This is a genomic window from Telluria sp. ZB4P36 (assembly GCF_059685865.1).
Window position 1 is genome coordinate 45826 of sequence record NZ_JCASIE010000024.1, and the last position, 18057, is coordinate 63882.

Sequence of the window (18057 nt, forward strand, 5' to 3'; positions counted from 1 at the left end):
TTGGTGCACGAACTCAGCTGTTGATAATCAGTTGTGATAACATCTTGCCTTGCTCCAATAATTGAAGCGCAACAAAAAGCACCACGGTTGCATCACCATCCATCCGCTCAACCAACTGTTCAGTTGGCTTGAACAGTTCGGCGAATTGACTAAACAATGTCGGAATTTTATTTACTTGAGCTCGGCTCAGCCGCTTTGGCCATCAGTTTCGCGTTTTGCTTGCTGATCGTTGCATCGCAGAAGTGGCATGGCAAGCTGTCGCACGATCATGACTTGAGCGGCGTGCAGAAAGTGCATACCACCGCCGTTCCGCGCATCGGCGGTATCGGCGTCATCGCCGGTGTCATGCTGGGTCTGCTGGCATACCAGTCGTTCGCGCAGGATGCGGGTCTGGTGCATTCGGCCGAGCTCGGTCTTCTGTTCGCCGCCAGCCTGCCGGCTTTCCTGGCTGGCGTGATCGAGGACGTGACGAAACGCGTGTCCGTTCGGGTACGCCTGGTGGCCACCGCCCTGAGCGCCATGATCGCCAGTGCCTTGCTGGGCGCGACCGTCAGCGAGCTCGACCTGTGGGGTGTGGATGCACTGCTGGCATTTACGCCATTCGCGATTGTCGTTACCGCCGTGGTCGTATCGGGCGGTTCGAATGCGATCAATATCATCGACGGCTTCAATGGATTGTCGGGCAGCACCATCGTCATCATGGCCGGCGGCCTGGCTGCGGTCGCCATGCAGAACGGTGACGGACTGGTCGTGGCGCTGGGCGCGCTGACCGTTGGCGCGACCCTGGGCTTCCTGGCGTTTAACTATCCGTTCGGGAAGCTGTTCCTGGGTGACGGTGGAGCCTACTTCCTCGGTTTCCTGGTGTCGGAAATGGCAGTCTTGCTGCTCGTCCGTAATCCGGAGGTGAACGCATGGCAGGTGCTGGCGATCTGCGGGTATCCGGTCATCGAAGTGCTGTTCAGCATCTACCGCCGCCGCGTCATCCAGAACGTCAGCCCCGGGCAGCCGGACGCCCTGCACTTGCATACGCTCGTGTTCCGCCGCCTGGTCTTCAAACACGTGCGCCGCGACTCTAGCCGCCCGTGGAACCGCAATGCGGGCGTGGTGTGCTTCATCGCGCCGGCGGTGGCGCTGTGCGTGGCTGTCAGCGTACTGGTCGGAGCCTCGGCACCGGTCAGCCTTGCTATCGTTCTTGCCCAGGTGCTGCTCTACGTTGCCGTATATGGCCGCCTGGTGAGAGGGCGTTGGTTTGCAGAGACCCGTACCGGCGGCAGTGCCGTCATTTCGACCGACGCAAAACTTTCCTGATCTACAATGGCAAAACGCCGGCGCGTACTACCGAACAGGTAGTGCAGCCGGCGTTGTCGTTTCATTCTACTGAAGCAGCTTGCCGATGAGCGCGGGCAGGGTGGTCAACGAGCCCGGCGCCTCAGCCACCAGCTCTCGAACCAGATCGACAGTTGCAGCACCAGGCCTGTGCCGAACAGGAAGTCGGCGGAGCGGCCGAGTTGCAAACCCGCCGCGAGCACGCCCGCAATCAAGAAAGCCGTCCTGAGGATTGGCATGCTGCTGTCGAGTGTTCTGCAGCAGTGCACCAGGAGCGCTTCTCCACCAGAGATTCCAGCCTGCCGTTTCGGTAATCTTAACTTCATTGCGGGCCTCTCAATCTATGCCGGAAGTCGTGTACATGAACAACATGAACAGAGTATGACCTAAATTGCATTTGGTTACAATTAGTGAGACTTTTGGGACGTTTATATACGACATCACGCCACGTTATAGTTGCATTTAGAAAATAAATGGTGTTGATATTAATTAAGTTGTCATAGTCTCATACAACCGCGGAGGGTGTCGCGCTTCTGCTGTAGTGAATAAGGTCCTTTTCCCGCTTCTGTTCTCTGCATCGTTTCCCCACGGCATCGCCAATAATGCTGCCTATGGACGGGCAATTGTGCCCATCGCAAATAGAACAGTACAGTTGAAGTGCGGAGAACGATGATGAACGTGAAGAAATTTACAGCGGCTACTTCCCGTGATGCCTTGCGCAAGGTGCGCGAGGCGCTCGGCCCTGACGCGGTCATCCTCTCCAACCGCCCGGTCGACGGCGTGGTCGAGATCCTGGCACTGGACAACGACGATGTCGCCTCGCTGGCTTCCCCCGCCATCGAAGAGCCGCAGCAGCCGTCCTTCCAGGGCTTCCAGGCCTTCGACAGCGACTTCGACCCGGAACCGGTCTTCACCCGCGTCCCGGCGGCCCCCGAGCCACGCCAGCCGGCGCCGCGCGCCGCCGCTCCGAAGCTGGATGCGTTCGCCCGCCAGCCCTACGTCGAGCGCCGCACTGCCCCGGCCGCCGAGCCGGAAGTCCCGCCGACCTATGTCAACCGCCGCGCCCCGGCCCAGGAGCCGGCGATCGACATGGCGGCCATGACCCAGATGATGAGCGCCGCCATCGCCCAGGCCAAGGAATCGGCCGCCGCCGAGATGAGCGGCATGATGAGCGAGATCCGCGCCATGCGCGGCCTGATGGAAACCCAGCTGGCCGAACTGTCCTGGAACGCCACGGCGCAGCGCGAGCCGCAGAAGGCCGCCGTGCTGCGCGAGATGCTGGCAGCCGGCTTCTCCGCCACCCTGGCGCGCTACCTGATCGACAAGATGCCGGCCACCAAGGACGCGGCCGATGCCCTGCGCTGGATCAAGACCGTCCTGGCCCGTAACCTGACCACCATCGCCAACGAAGACGACCTGCTGGCGCGCGGCGGCGTGTTCGCCCTGGTCGGCCCGACCGGCGTCGGCAAGACCACCACCACCGCCAAGCTGGCGGCGCGCTGCGTGATGCGCCACGGCCCGGACAAGCTGGCTCTGATCACCACCGACGCCTACCGTATCGGCGGCCACGAGCAGCTGCGCATCTACGGCAAGATCCTGGGTGTGATGGTGCACTCGGTGAAGGACGAGGCCGACCTGCGCATCGCCCTGAAAGAACTCAAGAACAAGCATACCGTCCTGATCGACACCATCGGCATGTCGCAGCGCGACCAGATGGTGACGGAACAGGTGGCCATGCTGTCCGAATCCGGCGCCGACGTGAAGCGCCTGCTGTGCCTGAACGCGACCTCGACCAACGAGACCCTGAACGAAGTGGTGCGCGCCTACCAGGGCAGCGGCCTGGCCGGCTGCATCATGACCAAGCTGGACGAAGCCGCTTCGATCGGCAACGTGCTCGACGTGGTCATCCGCCAGAAGCTGAACCTGCATTACATCTCGAACGGCCAGCGCGTCCCGGAAGACCTGCACCTGGCCGACCGCGCCATGCTGATCGATCGCGCCTTCCGCAATACCCGTAACGCCTCCGCCCAGTTCGGCGACGCCGACCTGCCGATGATGATGGCCGCAGCTGGCCAGGACCGCAACCTGCGCGAGGTGCAGCTTGGCTAGTTTCGATTTCGACCAGGCCGAAGGCCTGCGCCGGATGCTGCAGGGCCCGCGCCCGCGCATCGTCACCTTCCTCTCCGCGACGCCTGAAGACGACAAGGGCGCCATGCTGGTCAACCTGGGCGCGTCGCTGGCCCAGCTAGGGAACGAAGTCCTGATCGTCGACGCCTGCGAACGCGACTACGGCGTGGCGCGCCGCCTGGGCCTGAGCCGCGCCGCCACGCTGGCGGACGTGGCGCGCCAGGAATGCGGCCTGAACCAGGTGATCCACCAGGTCCCGCAAGGCTTCTCGGTCGCTTCGCTCGGTCATCCGCAGGGCAGCGCGGACATGCGCCGCCTGGCCAAGACCTTCGACGTGCTGGTCAAGCAGGCCGGCATCGTAATGGTCGACGGCGAACTCGGGCCAAGCGGGGAATTCCCGCTGTCGCTGATGGCCAGTTCGGAGATCGTGGTGCAGGTCGGGACCTCGGCCGCCTCGATCACGAATGCCTATGCGCTGATCAAGCGCCTGGCGCAGCAGCTGGGCCGCCGTCCCTTCGGCATCCTGGTGACCGGCGCGACGGAGGCGGAGGCCAAGCTTGTATACGATAATATGTCAACCGCGGCAACACGTTACCTGGCGGTCAGCCTGAGCGCCATGGGTTCGGTGCCGGCCGACGAGTACCTGCACCGCGCCGCGCGCCTGGGCCGGGCGGTGGTCGATGCCTTCCCGCTGGCGGGGGCCTCGGTCGCCTTCCGCCGCCTTGCCGGCAGGTTCGCGCTGCACGCGATGCCGGGCCTGGGCAGCAGGGGAGGCAGCGTTCACCTCGGGCATTGATAAGAACACGAATAGCGGGAAAGATAAGCAGAGCGCATGTACACGGTCAAAGGGAAAGCGGACAAGAACCATTTGCTGACGGAGCACATGCCGTTGGTGAAGCGTCTTGCCCACCACATGAAGGCCAAGCTGCCGCCTTCGGTGGAAGTCGATGACCTGGTGCAGGCCGGCATGATGGGCCTGCTCGATGCGATCAACCGCTACGAAGACAACCACGGCGCCCAGTTCGAGACCTATGCCGTGCTGCGCATCCGCGGCGCCATGCTGGACGAGCTGCGCAACAGCGACTGGATGCCGCGCAGTACCCGCCAGAACATGCGCAAGGTCGAGGCCGCGATGGAGGCGCTGCAGCAGCGCTTGGGCCGCCCGGCCAGCGAATCCGAGATCGCCAAGTCGCTCAAGATGTCGCTCGCCGACTACCAGGAGATGCTGGGCGACGGCGGCGGCCACCAGCTGCTGTACTACGAAGATTTCCACGACACCGAAGAAGGCAGTGACGGCTTCCTCGACCGCTATGCGGTGGACGACAGCGACCCGCTGCGCAGCCTGCTCGATACCGGTTTCCGCCAGGCCGTGATCGACGCCATCGACAACTTGCCGCCGCGCGAGAAGATGCTGATGGGCCTGTACTACGAAGAAGAGCTGAACCTGAAGGAAATCGGTGCCGTCATGGGCGTGAGCGAATCGCGGGTGTCGCAGCTGCACACCCAGGCCGTGTCGCGCCTGCGCGCCGCCCTCAAGGAGCAGTTGTGGACTGGGCAAGCGTAGCCGGCCTGGCGCTCGCGCTCGCGGGCGTGCTGGTCGGCCATACGCTGGACGGCGGCAAGTTCGCGTCGCTGGTGCAGCCGGCCGCCTTTGCGATCGTGGTGATCGGCACGCTAGGAGCCACCCTGCTGCAGAGCGAGCGGCGCAGCTTCATGCTGGGCCTGCGCATGCTGCGCTGGGTGTTCTTCCCGCCGAAGTCCGGGCGCGACAAGCTGTCGCGCGAGATCGCACTGTGGAGCCTGTCCGCGCGGCGCGACGGCCTGCTCTCGCTCGAGCAGTACATGGCCACCCCCGACAAATTCATCCAGAAGGGCCTGCGCCTGGTGGTCGACGGCATCCACCCCGACAAGATCCGCAGCCTGCTCGAGAGCGAGATCAGCGCCTATGAATTCTCGCAGCGCCAGGCGGCGCGCATCTGGGAGTCGGCGGCCGGCTATGCGCCCACCATCGGCATCCTCGGTGCGGTGCTGGGCCTGATCCACGTGATGGAAAATCTGTCCGATCCGTCGCGCCTCGGTTCCGGCATCGCGGTGGCCTTCGTCTCCACCGTCTACGGCGTGGGGCTGGCCAACCTGTTCTTCTACCCGGTCGGGAACAAGCTGAAGGCCATCGTCACCGACAAGGTGGCCCAGTACGAAATCCTCGCCGAAGTCTTCCACGACCTCGCCAGCGGCGACCACACCCGCGTGGTCGACGAACGGGTGGCGAGCCTGCTGGCGCGCCACTAGGTCACCGCTCATGGCGCGCAAACGCTACGACGACGGCCCCGGCGAACACCACGAGCGCTGGCTGATCTCCTACGCCGATTTCATCACGCTGCTGTTCGCCTTCTTTGTCGTGATGTACGCGATCTCGATCGTCAACGAAGGCAAGTACGCGGTGCTGTCCGAAGCGCTGGGCGACGCCTTCGGCGGGCGCAGCGTGGCGCCGCAGGCGCATACCAGCGTCGAGCCGGCGCTGCCGCTGTCGCACATCGTCAACCGCAAGCGACAGGAAGCGGCGCGGCGCGAGCGCGAACGCATGGAGGTGCTGGCGAAAGACCTGACCTCGACCCTGATGCCGCTGGTGAAATCGGGCCAGGTGAGGGTGACCCAGAACGCGCGCGGCATCGGCATCGAACTGAATGCCAGCGTGCTGTTCGCGCAGGGCGAAGCGGTGCTGCAGCCGGATGCGCGCGCGGTGCTGGGCGAGGTGGCGGGGTTGCTGAAGAACGGCCCGCACCGGATCGAGGTCGAAGGCCATACCGATACCCTGCCGATCACCAACGACAAGTTCGCCTCGAACTGGGAACTGTCGGCGGTGCGCGCGGCCAGCGTGGTGCGGCTGTTCATCGAGAACGGGGTACAGGATGCGCGCCTGTCCGCCATCGGCCACGGCGCCACGCGCCCGGTGGCGCCGAACGACACGCCGGCCAACCAGGCGCGCAACCGGCGCGTGGCGGTGATGATCCTGGCGTCCATGCCATAACAAACTTCGGGAGATTCCATGCATGTCAAACGTATTCCCCCAGCGCTGCTGCTGGTCCTCGGAGGCCTGGTGAGCACGGCCGGCGCCGCCGGCGCGGTGGAAAAGGAGGCGCAGGTGCGCCACCAGCTCGAAATCGAGACCGCGCAGGGCAAGGTCAAAGTGCGCCTGATCGTGGAGAACCATGGCGACACCACCATCTACGTCCCGCGCGAAGTCGCCGCCGGCGACGAGATCACCGGACGGCGCTTCGACCTGCGCGATGCCAAAGGCAAGCCGGTCGGCTACACCGGCATGATGGTCAAGCGCGGCGCGCTCACGGCCAGCGACTACCAGGCGGTGGCGCCGCACACCATGCACATGAACACCATCGACATCACGCCTTCGTATGCCTTCGCGAAGGGCAAGCACAGCTACGAGATCCGCTACGACGGCCCGTGGCTGGCGGATGTCGCGCAGCTCGAGGCCGTCAGGAGCAGTCCGGCGGCGCCGGTCAGGTTCAGCTTCGGCAAATAAAAACGGGCCGGTATTTCCGGCCCGTCGTCATTGCGGGTATCAGCTTAGTTCAGCGCCGGCGTGTTCTCGCCGAAGTACTCGTGCGAGTCGGCGTTCTGCACCGCCAGGTCCGGATTGCTGATCGCCAGGTTGGCCGCGCCCGACTGGCCGTACACGTGGTCATCGGTACCCGCCACCACGTTGAAGTGGCTCATCTCGTGCACCAGGGTGCCGCCCTTCGAATCGGTGCCGGTCATCGGCGCGGCCCAGAAGGCCTTGCAGACGTAGATCTTGTACGGCTGGGTCGGATACACATAGGCGTAGTAAGTCTTGTTGCAGCCGCAGTCGACCGTCACGGGCTTGTTCGCGAAGGCGTCCTTGATGGCCGCGAAGTGCGACTTGACGGTGGCCACGCGGGTGCTGTTGTTGGCGCCGAACCACTTGGTATAGCGGGTGCCGATCACGCCGCGCTGCATGTAGGCGTCGCCGTCGTTCGCCATGGCGGAGCCGGCCGACATGGCCTGGGTGATCGTGGTCTGCTGGGTGGTGCTGCACCTGCTGAAGCTCAGGCTGGCGGCGGACGGCTGGATGGCGGCCTGCTTCATCGCTTCGATGTCGAGCATCACCTGCGATTTCTGGCCGCGCGCGACGCGGCCGTCGATCCACACGGAGGCCGGCGCGGACACCAGGGTGGCGTCGTCACCGCCGGCGTCGCCCGGGGCGTCCAGGAACAGCTGCGGCGACACCTGCTTGTAGCTGATCTGGTAGTCGCCGCTGACGCTCATGTCGTACATGGCCGAGAGTTCGACCTTGACGCTGTGCGAGGCGCCCGGCTTGAGCAGGAAGTAATCGGCCCGGGTCGGGGCGGCGCGCTTGATGTGGGCGCCGAGGTAGGGCACCGGCTGGCCGTCGCGCTTGATGTCGAACAGCGCTTCCTCCATGCCTTCGAAGGGGGTGCGCGCCTTCATGATGTACTGTGGCGCGCCCGAGTTATTGGTGATGGTAACGCGCACCACCACATCGTCGTTCTGCCCCAGCGCCTGCTTTTCGGGGACCACGGTGACCGCCACGCCCTTCGGCGCCGCTTGTGCGTTGCATGCTGCCGCGAGCGCAGCCATGCCCAATGCCGACTTCCAGTTGCCTTTCAAGCTCATGCTCATTCTCCGTATGAAAATTTTTATGCGGCTTTACTCCAGCCTTATCGAGTTATCCGTGAGGCATGAGATAACTTAAGTGAATATTTACGGAAACATGGGCATGTGTAAAGTTGAATTGAAGCGAGCGTGACAATTTTTGTGAAGTGTCAACAAAACGCAAAAATCGGCAATCGTGCGCTGGCAATTTGTATACACAAGTGCTAGAAATTCAGGCAGGGGCCAGCTTACTGCTGCGGCGGCGAATTCTCACCAAAATACTCGTGCGAATCGGCATTGCGCACTGCGCGCGCCGGATCCACGCGCGCCAGCTCGGCCGCCCCCTGCTGGCCATACACGTGGTCGTCGGTGGCGGCCACCACGTCGAAGTGGCTCAGCTCATGCAGCAGGGTGCCGCCGCGCGAGTCGGTGCCGGTCAGCGGCGCCGTCCAGAAGGCCTTGCAGACGTAGATGGCGTAGGGCTGGGCCGGGTAGACGTAGGCGAAATAATCCTCGTTGCAGCCGCAGTCGATCTTCAGGGGCTTGCTCTCGAAGGCGTCGCGGATGGCCGTGAAATTGCCGCTGGCGGTGGTAGCGCGGCCGGCGTCGAACACGCCGAACCAGTTGGCGTAGCGTGCGCCGTACTGGTTTCCGCCGGCCCCGGCCGCCAGGTAGTTGTGGGCGTCGACCGTCATCGCCTTGCCCGCGTCCACGGCCGCCGCCAGCTGTTCCTGCTGCGCGTTCGAGCACTTGCTGAATTCCAGGCCGCCGCCGCCAGCGGCCTGCTTGGCCGGCGGGCGCGCCCCGCGCGGCAGGCGGCCGTCGATCCAGATCCCGACCTGGCTCGAGGCCAGCGTGCCGGGCATGGGCCGCATCCCGGCGCCGGCGAACAGGCCGCTCGAGGCGGTGCGGTAGCGCAACTGGTAGGGTCCGGTCACGTTCATCTCGTACAGCGCCGACAGCTCGACCGTGCTGCTCAGGAACGCGCCCGGCTCCAGCCGCAGGTAGTCGTCCGGACCGGAGGCGGCACGCTTGACCTTGATGCCGAGGTAGCGCACCGGCTGGCCTTCGCGCAGCACCTCGAACAGCGGTGCTTCGACGCCGGCGGCCGGGGTATGCCACTTGAGCAGGAACTGGGGCGTGGTGCTGGTGTTGAGCAGGGTCACGCGTACCAGTACCTCGTCGCTGCGCGCAAACTTGTCGCGCACCGGCGCGATCGTCACGCTCACGTCCTGCGCCAGCGCGGGCAGGGTGGTCAGGGCCAGCAGGCAGGAAAGCACGGAAGCGCGGCGCATGGGTTTTCCTCAAGAAGATGATGGACCGGCCTACTGTGCGCCGCCATGCCGCCCCTGCCTTTGCGTTATCCCAAGCGTCTATTTACTGTGGGCAACAAAACCACACTGGCGATATGGCTTATAAACAACAGATGTGATAATGCGTGATTATTTGCTCGATTCAGGACAAGGCCATTGCTATCATGCAATGACATTATCCAGGCGTAAATATCTCCCTCTTCGGCAGGCCTTCCATGATTACCCAGCATCGATCCCAATCCGGACGCGCAGGAGGCCGGCCATGAACAGACTCCATGATTTCGTCGACGAACTCGCCCGCGAGATCGGGATCGACCGCGAGGAGGTGGAGGCACGCAAGGCCTTCCTCGAACTGGGCGAGACCGACGTCGCGGCCCTGCGCGACGTGCACGAGCTGCTCGAGTGCCACCGCGATGCCTTCTCGGACCGCTTCTATGCGCACCTGATGTCCTTCCCCGGCCTGCGCGACATGCTGGGCACCGGTGCCGAGGCGCGCCTGCGGCACCTGCAGGCCAGCTACTTCAGCAGCCTGACGGCGGGCGAATACGGCGAGGACTACATGCGCGAGCGCCTGCGCGTGGGCGCCACCCACCAGCGCATCGGGCTCGATCCGAAGTGGTATATCGGCGCCTACCGGAAGTACCTGTCGGAGCTGGTCGGCATGCTGGAGCGCCGCCTGCAGGGCCAGCCGGAGCGCTTCCATGCCGCCGTCGACGCGGTGCTGAAGATCGTCTGCTTCGACATGGGCCTGGCGCTCGACACCTATTTCCATGCCAGCCAGCGCAGCAGCCTGCAGAACCAGAACTACCTGGAACAGGTCATCGACGGCATGCCGGCCGGGCTGGTGGTGGTCGACGCCGAACTGCGCGTCAGCTCGATGAACCGCATGATGGCCGACCTGCTGGGCGTGCCCGACGGCCTGCTGCACGAGAACAGGCTGGAACTGGAAGAACTGATCCCCAGTCCGGAACTGGTCAACCGGGCCGCCGAGGCGCTGGCGTCGGGGGCGCCGCACGACAACGTGCTGGTCACGCTCGACGGCCGCGCCGACGGCGTGCGCTACGTCGACTTCAACATCCGCCGCACGCGCAAGGACGGCGGTTATATTCTGCTGCTGATCGGGCAGGACATCACCTTCCGCCGCAAGGCCAGGCTGCGCCTGCAGGAGAGCGAGGAATTCTTCCGCCTCACCTTCAACCAGGCCGCGGTCGGCATCGTGCTGCTGGGCGCCGACGGCCGCGTGCTGCGCACCAACAGCAAGATGTCGCAGATCCTCGGCTATTCCGAAATCGAGCTGCTGCAGCGCTTCTTCCAGCAGCTCACCTGCGAGGAAGACCTGCCGGAAGAACTGGCCCTGAACGCCCGCCTGAAGACCGGCGAGATCAGCGATTACCAGCGCGAGAAGCGCCTGATCCGGCGCGACGGCGCGCGGGTCTGGGTCAGCGTCAACGTCTCGAGCATGCGCGACGCGAACGGCAACCATCGCTTCATCTGTGTCATCAAGGACATCCAGCGCCAGAAGAAGGCCGAGGAGGCCTTGCTGCGCATGGCCAACCACGACGCCCTGACCGGACTGCCGAACCGGATCCTGATGCAGGACCGGCTCGGCCAGGCCATCATGCACGCCCACCGCGCCGGGCGCCAGGTGGCGCTGATGTTCATCGACCTGGACCGCTTCAAACACGTCAACGACAGCCTTGGCCACGATGCCGGCGACGCCCTGATCGTCGAGATCGCGCGCCGCCTGTCCGGCAGCCTGCGCGAGAGCGACACCGTGGCGCGCCAGGGTGGCGACGAATTCGTGGTGGTGCTGCCCGACCTGGCTGGCGAGGACGATGCGGCCAAGGTGGCGCGCAAGCTGCTCGACAACCTGTTCCAGCCCATGCTTCTTTGCGGCCAGGAAGTGTTCCCCTCCGGGAGCATCGGGATCGCGATGTACCCGCGCGACGGCGAGGACAGCGCCACCCTGCTCAAGTGCGCCGACAGCGCCATGTACGGCTCCAAGGGGCAGGGCGGCAACCAGTATTCCTTCTACACGGCCGAGATGGGCGAGCAGGCGGAACTGCACCTGCGCATGGAAGGCGCCCTGCAGCGCGCCCTGCAGCGCGAGGAATTCCTGCTGTACTACCAGCCGGTGGTGGACATCGGCAGCGGCCTGGTGACCGGGGTCGAGGCGCTGCTGCGCTGGCAGCCGCTCGGCCGGCCGATGGTGTCGCCGGCGGACTTCATCCCGCTGGCCGAGGAGACCGGCCTGATCGTGCCGATCGGCGACTGGGTGCTGGCCACCGCCATGCGCCAGCAGGTGGCATGGCGCGCCGCCGGCCTGAGCCCGCTGCGCATCAGCATTAACCTGTCGGCGCGCCAGTTCCTGGGCCAGGACGTGGCCCAGCGCGTCGCCGCGCTGCTCCAGGAGACCGGCTGCGACCCGGCCAGCCTGACCCTCGAGATCACCGAAAGCGTCTTGATGGAAAACCCGATGGCGGCCACCGAGACCATGGGCCGCCTGGCCGCGATGGGCGTGCAGCTGGCGATCGACGATTTCGGCACCGGCTACTCGAGCCTGGCCAGCCTGAAGCGCTTCCCGATCCACAGCCTCAAGATCGACCGCTCCTTCGTGATGGACCTGACCCAGGACGCCGACGACGCGGCCATCGTCAACGCCGTGATCGCGCTGGCCCATTCGATGAAACTGAACGTGATCGCGGAAGGCGTCGAGACCAGCGAGCAGCTGGCCTTCCTGCAGCAGCACGGCTGCGACCAGATGCAGGGCTACTGCTTCAGCAGGCCGGTCGCGCCGGAGAGCATCGAGGCGATGCTTCGCATGGCCGTTTCATCGCATCCGATCGCGCTCGATCCGTAGCGCGTAGCATCCATAGGCGGCATATCGACACAGCACGAAAGCCGTGCCGCTGTCGGCGAACAGGTGCTCCAGGTGGTCCACTGCGTCCCGGGGCGTGGATAGCACCGCGTCCACGATCCGCTCGTCCGACGAATATGCGCGTAATACGAAGCCGGTGCCGAGGTAGGGGTGGACGCCATCGAGCGGCAGCCGGGTGGGCGGGATGACGCTGTCGGCGCCTTGCGCGAGAATGAACACCGGGCCGTATTCCCGATACGGACCGGCATGCTGGAACGGACAATAGCTCGCCAGTATCAGGGCTTCGCCCGCTTCAGCGCGGCGAAAGGCATCGCGGCAAGGCTCGCCCCCAATGGCGGAAATACGTTCGACCGGCTGGCCGAGATCGTCAATACTATCGCGGCGCGCCCGGGCGAGGAAATCGTCGCGTACGGGGGCTATTTGGTAGGGAAATGGCTGCATGGGGGCTCCGGAACATTGAGGAGGCGACATGGTCGCCTGAGCCGTGCAGCTGCGATATCTGTTTCTTGCTCTGGTTTTTGCTGTTTATCCAGCGCTTACCCGGCACCCTAAAAGGGGAATGACCGCGTCGATCGAATATGGCTTAGTAATAAAAGGAAAACGGCGCTTCTGCCGCGCCCAGTGAATGGGAGCGGTAAAACCGGAAGTTAAAACGATTTTAATGTCTGGATAAATCTCGGCAACGGTTTCCGCCAATTCGAGCCCCGTCATGGAAGGCATCATCACATCGGAAAAGATTGCATCGATATCCGACCGGGTTTCCAGAAGCTTGAGTGCATCGTGGGCAGAATAAACAACCAGTGCATCAATACCATGGTAGCCAAGTAATTCCCCGGCTATATCCGCGAGATCGGGCTCGTCGTCGACGACCAGCGTCCTGCAGCGGCGTTCACTCATACTGGCTGTCTTCCACGCGCCGCCTGGTGTGTGGGGCGCTGTCGGAAGGCCGGAATCCCGCCGGCATGCGCGGCATTTTTACGGTGAAGGTCGTTCCCTCTTGCTCGTTCGATGTCACCTCAATCTTGCCGTCGTGCGCGTGGATGATTTCGCGGGAAATGTAGAGGCCGATGCCGAGGCTGGTGCGCTCCGTATAGTCGTGCTCGATCTGGTTGGCGTGCATGGCAATCCGTACCATCGGGTCGAAAATCGTCGCCATGCCGTCCGTCGGGATGGTTGCTCCCTGATTGTTGACTGCGATGCTCACTTGGTCGTCCTTGCTGGCAAGCCGCACGCTCACCGGGAAGTCCGGACTGCTGTACTGGATCGCGTTGCCGATCAAATTCGACAGCGCCTGCGCCAGGCGGCCTTCATCGAAGATGGCGTCGAGCTTCGGCGGGACCTGCAGGTCGATCGAGCGCTCCGGATGGAAGGTGCGGGCCTCGTTGACGACCTCTTCGCACAGCGCGACGAGGCTGCCCTGTTTGACCCGCACAGGAATGCCGGGGCCGAGATGGGTGCGGGTAAAATCGATCAGGTCATTAATCAACTTGCTCATGCGTTTGCCGCTGTTGAACATCCGTGTCGCGACCAGGATGAACTTGGGCGGTAAATCGGCCTGCATGAGGAAGCTGGCCCCGCTGACCACGGTGCCGAGCGGATTGCGCAAGTCATGGCCCAGGATGGCAAGGAACATGTTCTGCGATTGTTTGACCATGAATTCGTAACGGGCGATCGACTCGGCCAGGGCCTGGTCGACCGCTTCGTTAAAGCGGGTAACGTCGGAAAGATCATTGAGATGCTGGCCCTTGGTCTCGGCAGCCCACAGCATCAGCACACTCGAACGCAGGGCGCGGTACTCGGAGACCAGCTGGACAACGGTGTAGCCCGACAGGAGCCGCGCCTCGGCGTGCGTTTCGGCGGCCGTATCGTCAGGACCGCGCTTTCCAAGGCCTTTTGATTTGGCGAAGCGTTCGTGCTCGGATTGCGGGGTGTCCAGGTCGGCTGCGAAGGCATGCAACATTTGCTTGGCATGGTCACGCAATTCGACATCATCCATTGCCAGGGCCGGCGGCTCGATCGTTCGCGCGAAATCCTCCCAGGCCTGCATAATCGGTTCCATATTATTTTCGATGAATCGGCTTAGTCCATTCTGGAACATTGTATTTAATCCTATGTTGCCGATTCAGCGAAAATCACCTAGTGCGGAAATCGATACTAACAGCTATTCGGAATAGCCGTTCCTTTATCGGTCCGCGCTTAAATACAGGAAAAGCAGCTCGCAAATATCGGACATACTGCGTACAATATTGGCCGAAAATTATTGGGAAGCATTGGCGGATATTTTTTAACTATTTTCAGGCGAAACATTCCACAACGCGTGGGGCTCAAGTAGGGACGAATCCGCAAAAACGACAATGGCCGCGCAAGCGGCCATGATTCATCGTGGGGTAAGGGATGGCCCGTCAGCCGATCACATAGCGCTTCGAGGGCCCGGCGCCGACCGCCTGGCCACTGGCGCCATACACCCCGCCGGCTTCGGCGCCGGCCGGCATGCGCAGCGCGTTGAGCACGCCCTGGTTGTGCGCCAGCTGCTTGTTGATCAGCATGCCGTTGACGCGGTTGAGTTCCTTGGCTTCGCGGGCCAGGGCCAGCAGCGCCTCCCATTGGGCGCGCGCATCCTCGTTGCCGCTCACGGCCAGCCAGGGTTCCATGCCCGCTTCCGAACCTTCGCAGCCGGCAGCAAGCAGCGCCGCGTGGCGCTGGGCCGACAATTCGGCGAGCGCCTGCAGCAGTGTGTTCTTGCGGGGAGTAAGCTGTGCCAGCCCGTCGGCGTCAGCTGCGACCAGCAGCTGCTGTTCCTGTTTCATCAGCTCGATCAGCGAGCTGACATGTTGCTGTTCTTCGGAGACGGTCGCGCTTGGGCTCAAGACGGGGCTGGTGGGCATGAAGGTTTATCGCTTGCGTGAATGGAGCAAGTCGCGCACGGTGTCGAGCAGGCCGTCGGCGACTTTCTCGGAATTGACCTGGAACTGGCCATCGGCAATGGCCATCTTGATGCGCTCGACTTTCTTGGTGTCGAACACCTGGTTGTTGCCGCCCACGGCATTGGCCATGGCCTGGCCTTGGGAGGACAGGCGCACACTGTCGGTCGCGGCCGGCGTGGCGCCGGTGGTCGCGGTCGTGGCAGCCTTGTCGGCGCCGCGTGCATTCGCGGTGCCGTTGGTGTTGGTCGGCTGAAGGCCTGGGTTGCCCTTGAGGGTATCGTTGATTTTCACAGCATCATCCTTCTCTGTTCGGAGCGGAAACTCCGGGATCTGCGTCTGGTATCGGCAAGGATTTCACAAACTTTAGCGCAGAAAAGGGTGGTCGATGAAAATATGCGGCGTCGATAAAGGGGGCGTCAGATCGCCACTTCGATGATGCCGCCGGCGCGCGCGGTACCGCTGACCACAATGCCCGACTGGGTACGCGCCTGCGCCACCTGGCCTTCGGCGGCATTGCTGATCGCCTTGGCTTCGCTTGAAACCGAGAAATTGCTTCCCTTCGAGACCAGGCGCACCGCCTGGCCCTGCTGGACCACGGGCTTCGATTTCAGCGTATCGAGGCGCAGCGGGGTGCCGGCGGGCAGCGAGGCGGTCGGCGTGCGGCCGATGGCCTGGGCCATGTCAGTGATGATGCCGTTCGGCATCGCGGCGATGTCGCCCTTCATCACGACGAGCTGGCCGGCGTCGACCGGCTGGCCCTGGGCCAGCGGCACTGCTGCCGCGACGTAGTCGGCCACCACGCTCACCGTGGCCTGAATATACACCGTCCATGGCGAGGGCGCGGTGCAGCGCACCCCGACCGTTGTTTTCCCCCACGCGCGCGCGCCGGGCTGCTGGAAGGCTTCCGGCGCCGGACAGGCCGCCAGGCTGGTGCGCGGATCGACCTGGCCCACCTTGACCGTCACCTTGCCCGGCAGGCCGGCGGTCTGGGTCTGCAGGTATTGCTCGACGACCGTGCGCAGGGCCGGCAGGTTCTGGCGTCCCGCGTTGGTTGCCTGCTGGGCGCTGGCGAAGGGCGCTGCAAGGATGAACAAGGAGGCGAGGATGCGTTTCATGGAGCGGATGGAAAGGGTAGATGCTGCCATTTTAGGCAGCGCCGACTTGCCGCGAAACTTCGAATAGCCGGGGTTTGGCCGTCTTTCTCGACCGATTGGGAAGTGTTGCCCGTACGTATCATCGGTGCTGTCCCAACAAGTGTCCAGCAGGAGGCGGCATGATCGGCAAGATCGACCAGTACCTGAGTTTCAATGAAACGGCCCTGTCCCTGCGCGCCCAGCGCCAGGAACTGCTGGCGTCGAACATCGCCAACGCCGACACCCCGAACTACAAGGCGCGCGACATCGACTTCAGCAATGCGCTGCAGAGCGCGCTGGCCAGCAAGGGCGCCGGCGGCCCGCTCGCCACCACCGCCCAGAACCATATGGGCCGCGGCAAGCCGACCGGCGACGTGCTCGCCAACGGCACTCCGGTGCTGTACCGCGGCGAGGTGCAGGGCAGCGTCGACGGCAATACCGTCGACATGGACGTCGAGCGCAACCAGTTCGCCGACAACGCGCTGCGCTACGAGGCCGGCATCACGATGATCAACCACCAGATCAAGGGCCTGCTGGCGGCCATCCAGGGACAATAAAGGCTAAAGACTATGTCACTCTTCAATATCTTCAATGTTTCCGGTTCGGCCATGAGCGCCCAGGCCCAGCGCCTGAACACCGTGGCGTCCAACCTCGCCAACGCCGACAGCGCCACCAGCCCCACCGGCGAAGCCTACCGCGCCAAGGCGGTCGTGTTCGAAGCCGTGCCCCAGCAGTCCGGCGGCAGCGCCGTGCGCGTGCGCGAAGTGGTCGAAGACCCGTCCCCGCTCAAGCAGGTCTACGACCCCAAGCACCCGATGGCCGACGAGAAGGGCTATGTGGCGATGCCGAACGTCAACGTGGTGGACGAGATGGTTAACATGTTGTCGGCCTCGCGCTCCTACCAGACCAACGTCGAGACCATGAATGCGGCAAAAACCATGCTGCTCAAGACGCTCACCCTCGGCCAGTAAAGAACCTAAGCCATGACCACCACCATCAACACCGCCAACCCGGGCGCCAACGTCACCGACCTGATGTCGACCATGAATGCCAAGAAGGCCGAGGTCGACGGCGTCCAGGCCGACACCGACAAGTTCATGACCCTGCTGGTGACCCAGCTGAAGAACCAGGACCCGCTGAACCCGCTCGACAATGCCCAGGTCACCAGCCAGCTGGCCCAGCTGCAGACCGTCACCGGCGTCAACAAGCTCAACAGCACGCTCGAATCGCTGAAGGCCAGCTACCAGTCGTCCGAAGCGCTGCAGGCGACCAACCTGATCGGCCACGGCGTGCTGGTCGAGGGTTACCAAACCCAGCTGAGCGACGGCAAGGCCATCCTCGGCGTCGAACTCGACAGCGCAGCCGACAAGGTCCAGGTGGTGGTCACCAGCAATGCCACCGGCAAGGAAGTCGCCACCATCGAGCTCGGCGCCCAGCAGGCCGGCGTACTGCCGATTGCCTGGGACGGCGTGGTCGACCCGAAGAACGTCGGCGCCGACGGCAAGCCGGTCACGCTGCCGAATGGCACCTACACCTACAAGGTGGTCGCGAGCCGCGCCGGCGAAGAAGTAAAGGATGCGCGCACCCTGTCCTTCGACAGCGTCGCCAGCGTGACGACCAGCGGCAAGGATGGCATCAAGCTGAACCTGCCGGTCAAGGGTGCCGTCACCCTGGCAGATATTAAACAAGTCCTGTAAGCCGAG

The 18057-nt window shown here is 63.9% G+C and carries 20 protein-coding genes; 11 read left to right on the plus strand and 9 right to left on the minus strand.

What is annotated here, in order from left to right; all coding sequences use genetic code 11:
• Positions 1-156: 156 nt before the first annotated feature.
• The gene (locus tag AC56LK_RS22430; protein ID WP_497186684.1) at positions 157-1308 is read left to right on the plus strand and encodes an MraY family glycosyltransferase; all 1152 of its coding nucleotides are present in this window, start codon (positions 157-159) and stop codon (positions 1306-1308) included.
• A gap of 104 nt (positions 1309-1412) precedes the next feature.
• On the opposite strand, the gene AC56LK_RS22435 is transcribed toward AC56LK_RS22430, so the two are convergent.
• Positions 1413-1565 carry a hypothetical protein gene (locus AC56LK_RS22435; RefSeq protein ID WP_497186685.1) on the minus strand — a complete coding sequence of 51 codons (153 nt, stop codon included), beginning with the start codon at positions 1563-1565 and terminating at the stop codon, positions 1413-1415.
• 433 nt (positions 1566-1998) lie between these two features.
• On the opposite strand from AC56LK_RS22435, the gene flhF reads away from it, so the two are divergent.
• Genes flhF through AC56LK_RS22465 form a run of 6 tightly spaced genes read left to right on the plus strand, consistent with a single transcriptional unit; the run spans position 1999 to position 6994 of the window.
• A complete protein-coding gene (gene flhF / locus AC56LK_RS22440; RefSeq protein WP_497186686.1) occupies positions 1999-3435 on the plus strand; it encodes a flagellar biosynthesis GTPase FlhF in 1437 nt (478 codons plus the stop codon).
• Positions 3428-4249, plus strand: a complete 822-nt coding sequence (locus AC56LK_RS22445) for a MinD/ParA family ATP-binding protein (protein WP_497186687.1) — start codon at positions 3428-3430, stop codon at positions 4247-4249. Before flhF ends, AC56LK_RS22445 begins: the two co-directional genes overlap by 8 nt.
• Before the next feature lie 36 nt (positions 4250-4285).
• A complete protein-coding gene (locus AC56LK_RS22450) occupies positions 4286-5017 on the plus strand; it encodes an RNA polymerase sigma factor FliA (protein WP_497186688.1) in 732 nt (243 codons plus the stop codon).
• A complete protein-coding gene (locus tag AC56LK_RS22455) occupies positions 4999-5742 on the plus strand; it encodes a flagellar motor protein (protein ID WP_497186689.1) in 744 nt (247 codons plus the stop codon). Before AC56LK_RS22450 ends, AC56LK_RS22455 begins: the two co-directional genes overlap by 19 nt.
• Before the next feature lie 10 nt (positions 5743-5752).
• Positions 5753-6481, plus strand: coding sequence for a flagellar motor protein MotD (gene motD, locus AC56LK_RS22460; RefSeq protein WP_497186690.1), 729 nt, complete (start codon positions 5753-5755; stop codon positions 6479-6481).
• Positions 6482-6499: 18 nt separating this feature from the next.
• Positions 6500-6994 (plus strand): hypothetical protein, encoded by a 495-nt coding sequence (locus tag AC56LK_RS22465; protein WP_497186691.1) that lies wholly within the window; start codon positions 6500-6502, stop codon positions 6992-6994.
• 44 nt (positions 6995-7038) lie between these two features.
• Here the strand turns inward: AC56LK_RS22465 and AC56LK_RS22470 are convergent, their stop codons facing one another.
• Together AC56LK_RS22470 and AC56LK_RS22475 are read right to left on the minus strand one after the other, a co-directional pair.
• The gene (locus tag AC56LK_RS22470; RefSeq protein ID WP_497186692.1) at positions 7039-8127 is read right to left on the minus strand and encodes a M35 family metalloendopeptidase; all 1089 of its coding nucleotides are present in this window, start codon (positions 8125-8127) and stop codon (positions 7039-7041) included.
• Positions 8128-8354: 227 nt separating this feature from the next.
• Complete coding sequence (locus tag AC56LK_RS22475; RefSeq protein ID WP_497186693.1) at positions 8355-9401, minus strand: M35 family metalloendopeptidase; 1047 nt, start codon at positions 9399-9401, stop codon at positions 8355-8357.
• A gap of 280 nt (positions 9402-9681) precedes the next feature.
• Here AC56LK_RS22475 and AC56LK_RS22480 point away from each other — a divergent pair, with 280 nt between their 5' ends.
• Complete coding sequence (locus AC56LK_RS22480) at positions 9682-12279, plus strand: EAL domain-containing protein (protein ID WP_497186694.1); 2598 nt, start codon at positions 9682-9684, stop codon at positions 12277-12279.
• Here AC56LK_RS22480 and AC56LK_RS22485 read toward each other — a convergent pair.
• From AC56LK_RS22485 to flgA, 6 genes are all read right to left on the minus strand, one after another.
• Positions 12250-12738 (minus strand): DUF1203 domain-containing protein, encoded by a 489-nt coding sequence (locus tag AC56LK_RS22485; protein ID WP_497186695.1) that lies wholly within the window; start codon positions 12736-12738, stop codon positions 12250-12252. The genes AC56LK_RS22480 and AC56LK_RS22485 overlap by 30 nt on opposite strands.
• 84 nt (positions 12739-12822) lie before the next feature.
• Positions 12823-13194, minus strand: a complete 372-nt coding sequence (locus tag AC56LK_RS22490) for a response regulator (RefSeq protein ID WP_497186696.1) — start codon at positions 13192-13194, stop codon at positions 12823-12825.
• On the minus strand, positions 13187-14356 hold the full coding sequence (locus tag AC56LK_RS22495; protein WP_497186697.1) for a sensor histidine kinase: 1170 nt from the start codon (positions 14354-14356) through the stop codon (positions 13187-13189). The genes AC56LK_RS22490 and AC56LK_RS22495 overlap by 8 nt, the downstream gene beginning before the upstream one ends.
• Before the next feature lie 343 nt (positions 14357-14699).
• A complete protein-coding gene (locus AC56LK_RS22500) occupies positions 14700-15182 on the minus strand; it encodes a flagella synthesis protein FlgN (protein ID WP_497186698.1) in 483 nt (160 codons plus the stop codon).
• Positions 15183-15188: 6 nt separating this feature from the next.
• Positions 15189-15512, minus strand: coding sequence for a flagellar biosynthesis anti-sigma factor FlgM (gene flgM, locus AC56LK_RS22505; RefSeq protein WP_497186699.1), 324 nt, complete (start codon positions 15510-15512; stop codon positions 15189-15191).
• Positions 15513-15637: 125 nt separating this feature from the next.
• Positions 15638-16336, minus strand: coding sequence for a flagellar basal body P-ring formation chaperone FlgA (flgA, locus tag AC56LK_RS22510; RefSeq protein WP_497186700.1), 699 nt, complete (start codon positions 16334-16336; stop codon positions 15638-15640).
• 158 nt (positions 16337-16494) lie between these two features.
• Here flgA and flgB point away from each other — a divergent pair, with 158 nt between their 5' ends.
• Genes flgB through AC56LK_RS22525 form a run of 3 tightly spaced genes read left to right on the plus strand, consistent with a single transcriptional unit; the run spans position 16495 to position 18051 of the window.
• On the plus strand, positions 16495-16911 hold the full coding sequence (gene flgB, locus AC56LK_RS22515; protein WP_497186701.1) for a flagellar basal body rod protein FlgB: 417 nt from the start codon (positions 16495-16497) through the stop codon (positions 16909-16911).
• A 12-nt stretch (positions 16912-16923) separates the two neighbouring features.
• Positions 16924-17325, plus strand: a complete 402-nt coding sequence (gene flgC / locus AC56LK_RS22520; RefSeq protein WP_497186702.1) for a flagellar basal body rod protein FlgC — start codon at positions 16924-16926, stop codon at positions 17323-17325.
• Positions 17326-17337: 12 nt separating this feature from the next.
• On the plus strand, positions 17338-18051 hold the full coding sequence (locus AC56LK_RS22525; protein ID WP_497186703.1) for a flagellar hook assembly protein FlgD: 714 nt from the start codon (positions 17338-17340) through the stop codon (positions 18049-18051).
• The last annotated feature ends 6 nt before the right edge of the window (positions 18052-18057 follow it).